The 3,507-nt window shown below is 55.1% G+C and carries 3 protein-coding genes; all 3 read right to left on the minus strand.

Annotated features, from left to right (window positions below; all coding sequences use genetic code 11):
• Positions 1 to 14 precede the first annotated feature (14 nt).
• On the minus strand, positions 15 to 1,439 hold the full coding sequence (locus P7F28_RS05780; protein ID WP_277183532.1) for an aldehyde dehydrogenase family protein: 1,425 nt from the start codon (positions 1,437 to 1,439) through the stop codon (positions 15 to 17).
• Entirely contained in the window at positions 1,426 to 3,123 is a 1,698-nt protein-coding gene (locus P7F28_RS05785) for an NAD(P)-binding domain-containing protein (RefSeq protein WP_277183533.1), read from the minus strand. Before P7F28_RS05785 ends, P7F28_RS05780 begins: the two co-directional genes overlap by 14 nt.
• A gap of 169 nt (positions 3,124 to 3,292) precedes the next feature.
• The coding region (locus P7F28_RS05790) for a tripartite tricarboxylate transporter substrate-binding protein (protein WP_277183534.1) at positions 3,293 to 3,507 on the minus strand (215 nt) is incomplete at its 5' end.

Consider the following 3,507-nt stretch of genomic DNA (forward strand, 5'->3'; position numbering starts at 1 on the left):
CCCGATTTGGCCTCTCACGAACTGGCAAAGCCAATCATTGCTTTGACTTCGAGGTACTCCTCGAGACCGAAAACGCCCATTTCACGACCATTTCCCGACTGCTTGTATCCGCCCATCGGAGCTACATTATTGGACGGTGCGCCGTTCAAGAATATGCGGCCAGCCTGCATGCGTTCACCCACCTTTCGCGCCGCCTGAGGATCTCCGGCAAAGATATAACCACCAAGGCCATAGCACGTTCCGTTTGCAATCTGAATCGCTTCTTCAATGTCGCGATAGGTGATTACAGACAGGACGGGCCCAAAAATTTCCTCTTGAGCGATTGTCATGTCGGGCGTGACGTCAGCAAATACTGTCGGACGAATGAAGTAACCTCGATCGAGCCTTTCAGGCCTCCCGGGTCCGCCGAAAATCAACCTCGCCCCTTCTTGTACTCCCTTTTCGATATAGCTTTGGACCCGATCGAATTGAGCCCGGTTGACAACCGGCCCCATCGTGGTGTTGGCGTCCTGTGGATTTCCGACTCGCACTTTCTCGGCTTCACGGCGAACGAAGTTGAGAAAAGTTTCAAGTTGATCATCTTTAACGAGAATACGGGTCGGAGAATGACACGATTGTCCCGTATTGGAGAAGCCTCTCGTCACGTTAAAGCGCGCGGCGGCCTCCAGGTCGGCGTCTGGAAGAATGATATTCGCGGACTTTCCGCCGAGTTCCTGGCACACCCGCTTGACCGTATCGGCTGCAGCCTGGGCTACGAGCACACCTGCTCGAGTGGACCCAGTGAACGAAACCATGTCGATCCCGCGGTGTCTCGATATGGCGTCTCCGACCGTCGGACCATCACCATTGACAAGGTTGAAAACTCCGGGTGGTACGCCCGCAGCATCAAAGACCTCGGCCAATACCAATGCACTGACCGGCGTGTATTCACTCGGCTTTACCACCACCGTACAGCCTGCGGCCAGAGCGGATCCAAGCTTGGTGCAAAGCAATTGCAGGGGCCAGTTCCATGCCGAGATCAGTCCGCAGACACCAATCGGTTCTCTCCGAACGATGTTGTCGGCCATCATCCGTTCAAACGAATAGTCGCCGAGTGTGATAATAGCCTGCCGAAAGGCTTGCAATGCGGTACCCGTTTGTGCGGTTAGTGCAGCAGGCGCGCCCATCTCCTGCGTGACTGCCGACATAAGGTCATCCTGCCGACGTATGAACGCCTCAACGACGTTCTGTAGCAGTTCGATGCGCTGTTCCTTCTGCGTCTGGCTAAAGGACTCGAACGCCTTGCGCGCCGCCGCGACTGCACGATCAACGTCCTCCCGAGCGCCAAGAACTACGCGTCCGTATGGAAGCTCAGTTGCGGGGTCAATTAGCTCGAAGCTCTCCTTGCCAACCGGCTCGCACCAGCGTCCGTCAATATAGAACTTATCAAATTGTTTCATTTTTCTCTTCGCTATACGTGAGTGGAATCTTAAACAGAGCGGCTAGCGCATCGACGTTTACATTTGCCCCAAGCACGTTCTGCGCTGCCTCAACACGGGCGCGAACCGTATTTGCCAGCGACATCGGAACACAGAAGGCGGACGCCATCTGCGAAACCAGTACCAGGTCTTTGACATACCATGCTAGCTTGACGTCGGCCGTGGGTTTACCTGTTCGAATTGCGGCAATGACACGGCGGAAGCCTGCAGTCCAGCCCGAACTTCGTTCGATGACGTGATCCAGTAGATCTAAACGCAGGCCAATCTTTGATGCCAATGCAAGCGATTCATAAACAATGATTCGATTGCTCGCGCCTAGGGCGTTCTTAACCAGCTTGGCAGCTTGCCCACTACCGCTCGGGCCAAAATATGAAACTTTCCCACCCATCCTCTGCAATAGCGGCTCTACGACCGCATACGCCGTAGGGTCCCCTCCACACAGAGTGACCAACGTACCTTCGGCTGCTCCTTTTGGACCGCCAGTTACAGGCGCATCAATTAGCGCAACGCCCCGCTCTCGGAGCTTCTCAGCCATCATCCGCGTATCGAACGGGCTTCCTGTCGTTTGGTCAACGACAATCTTTCCCGTCCTTAATTCGTCAGCTATTCCTCGCTCACCAAAAAGGATATTCTGAACGTCCTCCGAAGTCGGCACGCAAAGCATGATGACGTCACACTTTCGCGCGAGCGTGAGAATGTCGCTCGCAGCAAAAGCCCCCATCTCGACCAGTTGTCTGACACGCGACTGACTCACATCAAAGACATAGAGCTCTCTTGCCACGCTCAACGCTTGCCGCGCCAAAGCCGCTCCCATCGCTCCTAGGCCCACGTAGCCAATTATCGGCGCTTGCGTAGTGGAGGAAACGTCTCTATCGAAAAGTTCTGAGCGATGGCTGGGAACAACTTCGACCGGCTGTTTGCCGACCAAAACCCCCGCCATGGATCCAATGACGGTGTGCATGTCGTTCAGGTCTGCGCCAGCCCCGACCATATTTGCACCCATTGTAAGCAACGAACGTGTGTGCGTCGCCAGAGGCATGGGAACACCCAGTGCCGTGCCGAGGTCGATCATCCGATTCAAATCGCCAATCGCGGAGGTTAAAGATTGCTCACTCGTGCGACCATCCTTATACAAGACGGGAAGCAGTTTTTCGGAGATTCGACTTCGTCCGCTGCTCAGGTTTATCGCCTCGACCATGTCGTCCAACGCGAGTCCCGCTCGGAACCCCATCGCCACCGATTCCAAGTTCAAAAGCCGACCCGTGAGGTACATCGTCTGGTTCATCAACGCCACTGCGTGCGCATGCACCAATCGCGGTCCGCAGTATACGACCGAGTCGATTGCTTGAAGAATAGGTAAGGCCTTCGCATAGGCATCTTGGTGCCCCGAAATGAGTACCGTACTCACCTCTGATCCAAGGTCGCGAATGGTGGTCGCCGATAGAAAAAGTACGTCGTGCCGCTTAAGTCGAAGTTCGGCTTCCTCACTCCACCAATTCGCCTCACCGTCCAGGTCGACAAGTACTGTCCCTGGCGAAAGCCGGCTAAGGCATTCTTCCCTATCGAACTTCGCAGGCTCTGCGTTATCTGCTTCGCCTAGACGTAAGAACACGATGTTGGAAACGAGGGCTTGTTCAATAGCCACAAGCGCTCGGCGGTGACCACCTCCTCCCGGTGCCGTCCCGGCCTCACTTGGATTACATCTCGTCAACTCTGGAAGGCACTCCAGGCGGTTCGCCCAATCGCCACTCGGTCCAATGTATGCTACCGAAATCATCGTCTGCTCCTGACTTACGCCTTGGCGGATTCGAAATCTATTGCTTCGGAATGCCCGTATCCTTGATGACTTGACTAGTGGTTTCCAGATCTTTTCGCAAGAAGGCCTCGGATTCCATGGGCGATGCGTAGAAAGGCTCAGTTCCCTCGGACTGAAGTCTGGACTTGATTTTCGGATCGTTCAACGTCTTCGCTAACGCGTCGGACAGCTTCTTTACTCTGTCGGGAGGTGTGCCCGCCGGTGCGAAGAGCG

The sequence above is a fragment of the Caballeronia sp. BR00000012568055 genome (genome assembly GCF_029439455.1).
In the GTDB taxonomy this organism is placed as follows: domain Bacteria; phylum Pseudomonadota; class Gammaproteobacteria; order Burkholderiales; family Burkholderiaceae; genus Caballeronia.

Excerpts from the sequence above, each read along its gene's own strand:
- P7F28_RS05780 (WP_277183532.1), bottom strand. The coding sequence starts at position 1,439 with ATGAAACAATTTGATAAGTTCTATATTGACGGACGCTGGTGCGAGCCG.